The following is a 6,087-nucleotide window of genomic DNA, read 5'->3' on the forward strand; positions in this document are numbered from 1 at the left end:
CCCTGCGATTTGTTTTTCAAAGGCGGGAAGGGCTTCGCGGATTGCCGCGATCGCGTACTCTGGCAAGCTCGAACCCAAATCTCCTAAATGCACACCCGGCGCGTAGGACGGCATCTGGCATGTCAACTATAAGTCAGCGGAACCATGAGCCATCTGATTGAGAGCTGCTCCGTCGATTACCGTGATTTTTCCGCCTCGACGATAAGACACCACTCCCTGAAGCTGTTTGAACAGTCGAACACATTCTTCGTAGGTAATGCCAATTCTCCGTGCAATGTGATAGTGAGACTGTAATTCAACATCGGCTCCAGGCCGATCGAGATCGATATGCTGCTCGATCGCGGTCGTCTGAATCAATCGAGCAAGACGAACGATTGCCCGTTCAGACACTAATCCATGAACGATGTCGTGCAGTTGTTGCAGTCGTTGATTGAACACTGCCATCATCTGGAGTGCAATTTCTGGATTCGCCTGAATTGCCTTGAGTAACGCCTCTCGCTTGACGGTCAGCACCTGCACTGAGTCTTCTGCAATGACTGTTGCGGGTGCAATCTGATTTCCAAACAGGGCTGGAGCCGCAAAAATGTCTCCTGTATTCAAGGTGCGAAGAATCGTTTCCTTCCCGGTTGTCGCTGTTTTCACCACGCGCAGCCTTCCATCAACGAGGGCATACAATGCCGCAGGGAGTGGATCACCTTCCTGCGTGATGGTTTCGCCCGCTTGATACTGCTGCATCGTTGCATCGGGTTGCAGTTGAGCAATCTGTTCCGGCAGGAGATTCGCAAATATGGAGACGCGGGTGAGCTGCTCGATCGTGGCTTTCATGTTTGCCTTTCGTAAGGACGCAAACTTTAACCTAGCCTATTTGATTAAAAACTATTCAGACTAAATTTGATCACAAGACGAATGAACGTGAGTTTCCAACAAAGGCGGGCCTATGGGAAGGGCGAAAGAAACAAATTTGTTTCCTAGAAGTTCGACGAAATTTCCTGCTTCGGTTTGAGCGGTCGAAAACTTCTGTCAAATTCACGTCGAATTAGCGCCCCCTTTTGCTCGATTTTTGGTTTAGGGTGTTGTGAGTATCAAGCATAGAGATAATGCTCGGCACTAAGGAAACACATTTTTTGGTTCGGGTGCGTGTCCGAGATAGATATAAGCAGCAGCTCGAAGCACAATTTGAGAATAGAGAATTTTCTGAATCTCTAAATTGGGCGCGCGTGAGGCAGCCGCTTTGTAAGCTTTAATTTCTCCTTCTAAGCTCCAATCGCCGCCAGTGATGTAATGGTCGTAGTCGTGCATGACAAGAAACGCAAAGCCATAAAACGGATTCGGATAGATGGAAACGTCATAGCTTTCCTCTGCCGAAACCCAAAGATGACCTTGTTCAATATCCGCAAACACTTCATCTGCGTTTTCATAGCGGAGATAATCGGAGAACTGAGGATTGACTGGAGTTTGACGAAACTGCTGCATTAACCAGTCACATAGTTCTTGTTGGATTTCTGGGAAAATTTTAGCGGGCTTTCCCTCTAAGTAAAGTTTGGCAAGCTTTTCGAGTTTGGAAACGGGTTGAGTTTTGAGCAACATAAGTTCAATCTTCTTCGCTTCTACTTCGATTTTGACAAACGATTGCGATCGTCAATATGAGGTACCTCAGTTCTGAAATGCGTCTGCTTCATCTCCAAGAGACAAAGGCAGAGCGATCGACAATCTATGTCGCCTCGCTGCTTCTGATACCCCTTCCTTACCCGGCCCCTTTGAGTCTGCAAGCGTTGTGCTGTGGTGGTTGAAGGGTTGCAGTCAGTAGGAGGAATATTGCAGCGAACCTGGAGTTAGCTAGACCTAGGGCATAGCAGCGTCTTTGTAAGATTTGAATTCAATCCGCTGAAATTTCTACACTGTCTCTATGAGCTACCTCATAGATTAATTCATCTGAGTTTGACAAACTATGAACAGTTAACTACAGGAAATGCTGTATGTCTTTAAGTGTTGAATTGTTAGAGTCCAGCTTTGCACAGATTAGAGAACAGGAACTTGATTTCACGACTCACTTCTACACAAATCTATTTACAGACTATCCAGAGATCAAGCCACTTTTTGCAAACACTCATATGGAAGAACAAGCAAAGAAGCTCTTCAAATCGCTTGTTTTAGTCGTAGCCAGTCTCCGCAACCCCGATGCTTTGACGAAGGCACTTGAAGGTTTAGGAACTCGTCATATTCAGTATGGAGTGTTGCCGGAACATTACCCAGTGGTAGGTAGTACATTATTGAAAACGCTTTCCTCTTGCCTAGGAAGCGCATGGACACCTAACACTGAGCAGGCCTGGAGTGAAGCTTACGCAGTCGTGACCGAACTTATGTTGAAGGGGGCAAAATATCCAACCGAAATTCTGGTTCCTAGATACAAAAATTAGAAGCCTCTGAAACGAAGACAAAAAGCATTGCCATGCAGGTAGGACTGATTCTTAACTGGGACTCACTAAACATCTGAGGGCATTGTCAAGTTAACCGTGTATGTTCAAAATTAAGCATGCTATTCCTTGAACATTCAGCCTTGCTCAATTCTACGCAGCAACTTTTGCGCCGCAGTTGATTGGCGAATTGCTGTCCGAATTTCTGGCATCATTCTCGAATCGATTCGAACGCCAACGCGGCATCGAGGTGGCTTCACCACGCCCTAGGCGACCAGCATCATTTTCTCGATGTCTCGCTAGCTGAGTGGGAAAGTGTAGTAAAGCCAAACACAATCACTGATGATTTCGCTAGGGAAGCGATGACGGAAATATATGAACAGGAAGTTGCGAACTCAGTTAAACCAGTACGATTATTCTGCATCCGGGTTAAGCTGACAATACCGTTAGAAGAGAATCTTCGACTTTGAGGAGGACACTAGCAATGACTTTAGAACGCAAGATTGCCAACACATTTCACATGGATGAGGAAACCTGGACACGTCATGCCAATCCCTGGAGTTTTTGGACTCGCTTCACTGTCCTGCCGATTCTGATTCTGGCAGTCTGGAGCCGTACCTGGCTGGGCTGGTGGTCGTTGGCCCCTATCGCGATCGCCCTGCTCTGGATGTGGATTAATCCCCGCATCTTTGCGAAACCTCAATCCACTAATCATTGGGTCTCTAAAGGGGTATTGGGCGAACGAGTCTGGTTGAATCGAGATACAGTTCCGGTTCCTTCACACCATCAGCAGATTCCGAACATTCTGAATTTGGTTTCAACCGTTGGTATGGCATTTGTGATTTGGGGATTGGTTGCACTGGATAACTGTTTCGCTCTGCTAGGGTGTGCCCTTGTTTACTTAAGTAAGTTGTGGTTTATTGACCGAATGGTGTGGTTGTATGAGGATATGAGGCATACCCATCCCCAGTATCAAAGCTGGCTTTACTAACCAGTTGCGGCTTTCAGGATCGAAGTTTGGTAGAGAATTCAAAATCTCAAGCACCTTCAGATTGAGAGGCTACTATGAACACAGCATTGCAAAGTCAAACGGATGTGTTAATTGTGGGTGCTGGTCCAACCGGACTCACCCTTGCCTGTGAACTACTTCGACGTGGGGTAAGTTGTCGCATCATTGATAAAGCTCCGGCACCTGCAATAACCTCCCGTGCATTAGGAATCCAGCCCCGTACCCTGGAGTTGTTCGATACGATGGACCTCATCGACCCAGTATTATCTACCGGAGGTCCTGTCCTTGATGCCAACTTCTATGAGGGCAATCGCTTGCTCCTAGCGCTCAGCACGGCAGGAATGCAGAAGCTAGATACACCCTACCCCCAGATTTGGATTACCCCCCAGGTTAATGTCGAACGAGTGCTCACTACACGATTGCATCAGTTGGGGGGTGCCGTTGAACGAGCCTGTGAGCTAGTGGACTTCCGTGATACTGGCTCCCAAGTGAGCGTTACAATCAATCACCACGATGGTGACGGAAGCAAACCCGAGGAAATTTGGGCGGGCTGGCTCGTTGGCTGTGATGGCGCCCATAGCCAGGTGCGGAAAGCCCTGGGGGTTAAATTTGAAGGCAGCACCTATGAGGAAAAGTTTCTCCTGGCAGATGTAGAACTGGATTGGCAGCGAGAGCACGATCGATCTCATACCTGGTTCCCGGCAGAGGGCATGTTTAGCATCATTCCCTTGCCCAATAGTCAACTGTGGCGTACCTTCGCTGTGGTGGAAGAAGAAACGGTACCATCTTTGTCGCTAGAGTTATTCCAGCAACTTTTTCGGGAACGTACTGGCGACACCCAGACAACCCTCAGCAATCCAACCTGGCTGTCAAACTTCACCATCAACCGCCGCATGGTCGATCACTATCGAATTGGACGGGTATTCTTGGCTGGTGATGCTGCCCACATTCACAGTCCCTTCGGCGGGCAGGGGATGAACACCGGAATTCAGGATGCCTACAATCTTGCCTGGAAATTGGCACTTGTGATTACGGGTCAGTCTCCTGAGCACCTGCTGAATACCTATCAAGAAGAGCGCTTACCCATCGCCAAACGGGTACTCGCTCAGACAGACACGAACACGAAAGTCCTGGTTTCCAATCATCCCATGATGCAATTCTTGCGTGAGCGTGTCCTGGCCTTAGATTCAGTCCAGGGCTATTTAACTCGACGGGGATCACAACTCTTCATCCATTACCGCACATCATCCCTCTCTCGCTCCTACTGGGGAAGTCAGGAGTTCAGCCTAAGGAACTGGCTCACTTGGCAACTGGGACCTCAAGCCGGCGATCGAGCCCCAAACGGAACGTGTATTCGGGCGGCATCTCACGAGGAAATCAGCCTATTCGAGGAGTTTCGCGGGACGCACTTCAGTCTGTTGTTGTTCGCGGGACTGAACTATTCAGAAGCAGAACGCACAAACCTTGTGAAAATAGCGCATCAAATAGAAGCGTTACTTGGAAACAGGGTGAAAACTCACATCATTGTCAGTACTGATAAAACACCGCAGAAACTGGATTGGAACGGTTCGGTGTTGCAGGATGAGTCAGGCACGCTGCACAAGAAGTATAGCGCTAGCGGAGCGTCACTCTATCTGATTCGTCCAGATGGCTACATCGGCTTCCGAAGTCAGCCTGTAACAGCAGAGTCATTACTGGAATACCTCAGCCGTCTCTTCTTGCTCGACGGCAGGCGCTCTTACCAGGAAACTCAGAAAAACACGAATAGGACGTGGGAGATGATCAAGCGGGAATTGCCGGTCATGTTTTCCAAAACGCGATCGCCAATCCCCTTAAGAATCACGAAGTGGATCGTAATCCTGGCTGTGGCACTACAGCTTTACGGCACACAGTGGTTCTGGTTCTGGATCTTCGGTCTTCTACTGGCGGGTTTGGCGACGCACCTCCTATACCGGCAGAAGACCCAGGGCTGGAAGAGACCGTGGGGTGGATGGAAAGACGTGGAAGCTAGCTAAATTCAAAGTACGGTATTGATTTCCGAGTGGGAGGAAGATCTCATGAAATCAAACGAATTGCATGTCGTCATTGGAGCCAGTGGTGGAACGGGGAGTGCGATCGTGCGAGAACTGGTTGCACAAGGAAAGCGGGTTCGTGGCGTGAATCGCAGCGGTCATGCCAATTTTCCCTTTAATATTGAACTGCTCAAAGCCGACGCAACGAATCAAGCTCAGATGCGTGAAGTCTGCCAGGGAGCAACGGTAGTCTATAACTGCGTCAATCCACCGTTTACTCAATGGAGGGAACTATTTTGGTTGTGTCGCAAAGACTTTAAAGTAACAAACGAATCGGTCTCATTCGTATTGCTTTAAGCCCTCACTCCAAAGAGTTCGCTGATAAACTGTGCTTGAGATACAATATCCCCTTGACTGATTCCTTTCATTTGTCCTTTGCGAATCATCGCCATTGCTCCAATTTCTCGCAACGTTCTCTTTGCTGTGTTAAATGATTGAAATCCCATCATCGGTCTCACAATCCGTTTGATTTTCCGATGGTCTTGCTCAATCCTGTTGTTCAAGTATCTGCTCTGCCGCAATTCGGTCTCAGTTTTCAATGTTTGATCTTGCTTCAATTCATCAATGGCAACGGGATAAGCCGCGTTTTTAT

The 6,087-nt window shown here is 48.2% G+C and carries 7 protein-coding genes; 4 read left to right on the forward strand and 3 right to left on the reverse strand.

The window, feature by feature from the left end; genetic code table 11:
* Positions 1-126: 126 nt before the first annotated feature.
* Both H6F51_23725 and H6F51_23730 read right to left on the reverse strand, forming a co-directional pair.
* A complete protein-coding gene (locus tag H6F51_23725; GenBank protein ID MBD1825483.1) occupies positions 127-825 on the reverse strand; it encodes a Crp/Fnr family transcriptional regulator in 699 nt (232 codons plus the stop codon).
* A gap of 282 nt (positions 826-1,107) precedes the next feature.
* Positions 1,108-1,587 carry a transposase gene (locus H6F51_23730; protein MBD1825484.1) on the reverse strand — a complete coding sequence of 160 codons (480 nt, stop codon included), beginning with the start codon at positions 1,585-1,587 and terminating at the stop codon, positions 1,108-1,110.
* Positions 1,588-1,976: 389 nt separating this feature from the next.
* Between H6F51_23730 and H6F51_23735 the strand changes: the two genes are divergently transcribed.
* The 4 genes from H6F51_23735 to H6F51_23750 all read left to right on the forward strand — a co-directional run bounded on the left by H6F51_23735 (position 1,977) and on the right by H6F51_23750 (position 5,792).
* Positions 1,977-2,417, forward strand: coding sequence for a flavohemoprotein (locus H6F51_23735; protein ID MBD1825485.1), 441 nt, complete (start codon positions 1,977-1,979; stop codon positions 2,415-2,417).
* Between the two features lie 481 nt (positions 2,418-2,898).
* On the forward strand, positions 2,899-3,405 hold the full coding sequence (locus H6F51_23740) for a hypothetical protein (GenBank protein ID MBD1825486.1): 507 nt from the start codon (positions 2,899-2,901) through the stop codon (positions 3,403-3,405).
* Between the two features lie 74 nt (positions 3,406-3,479).
* Positions 3,480-5,438 carry an FAD-dependent monooxygenase gene (locus H6F51_23745; protein MBD1825487.1) on the forward strand — a complete coding sequence of 653 codons (1,959 nt, stop codon included), beginning with the start codon at positions 3,480-3,482 and terminating at the stop codon, positions 5,436-5,438.
* Between the two features lie 42 nt (positions 5,439-5,480).
* The gene (locus tag H6F51_23750; GenBank protein MBD1825488.1) at positions 5,481-5,792 is read left to right on the forward strand and encodes an NAD(P)H-binding protein; all 312 of its coding nucleotides are present in this window, start codon (positions 5,481-5,483) and stop codon (positions 5,790-5,792) included.
* Here H6F51_23750 and H6F51_23755 read toward each other — a convergent pair.
* On the reverse strand, positions 5,789-6,087 hold a 299-nt coding region (locus H6F51_23755; GenBank protein ID MBD1825489.1), incomplete at its 5' end, for a DDE-type integrase/transposase/recombinase. The genes H6F51_23750 and H6F51_23755 overlap by 4 nt on opposite strands.

This window comes from Cyanobacteria bacterium FACHB-DQ100, assembly GCA_014695195.1.
GTDB lineage: Bacteria > Cyanobacteriota > Cyanobacteriia > Leptolyngbyales > Leptolyngbyaceae > Leptolyngbya.